At 58.3% G+C, this 643-nt stretch carries 1 protein-coding gene; it reads right to left on the reverse strand.

Translation table 11 applies throughout. The annotated features are described in order from the left end of the window. Positions 1-338: 338 nt before the first annotated feature. The gene (locus KM135_RS19645) at positions 339-548 is read right to left on the reverse strand and encodes a hypothetical protein (RefSeq protein WP_221715780.1); all 210 of its coding nucleotides are present in this window, start codon (positions 546-548) and stop codon (positions 339-341) included. Positions 549-643: the final 95 nt, after the last annotated feature.

Genomic DNA, 643 nt, shown 5'->3' on the forward strand with positions numbered 1-643 from the left:
GCGGCTCAATCCGAGACCACTGCGCATCGGAAAACCAAAAGAAATCAGACATCTCAGCGCCTCCTCGCCAAGACACTGAATCACAATCCGAGCAACGTGGGAATCCAGTTATTGGGTCCGAACCCTAATATGTGGCGCGAGGTGCAAGCGATGGGTGAGGCAAAACGCCAGCGGGAGAGGTTTCGGGACTATCTTCTCCATATGGCCAACACCCTCAGGGTGGGAAACCGAGCTGGTCGAAGAACTGCTCGATCAGTCTGCCCTTCTCGTGTCCCGATTGGGAGAGGACGATATCCAATGGATGCCAATGCGCACGAGCTTCGCGGGCGCATTGCCGTTCACGAGAGTTGCCGGTGGCGCCAGTTCCTGGCGACGGCTTCCGCCGGATCGCCCCAAGTTAGGTAGACGTCGCTATGCTTGGCAGCGCCCCGGATCGGCATCAGGCGATGATCCGCCGAAATAGAATGGCGGCGACGGGTCGAACACGCGCGGATCGTCACGCCTTCGACGGCCACAGGGACTGTCAGATATTTTGTGCGCGAGGCCATAGAGATGGATAGGAAGGACCATCGATATGGCGATCGACAAGGCCATGCTGGACCAGCTTCTGGCTGGTCGTGATCCGCAGGATTTGTTCGCGAAG

Origin of the sequence: Sphingobium xanthum (assembly GCF_019737615.1) — a bacterium.
GTDB lineage: Bacteria > Pseudomonadota > Alphaproteobacteria > Sphingomonadales > Sphingomonadaceae > Sphingobium > Sphingobium xanthum.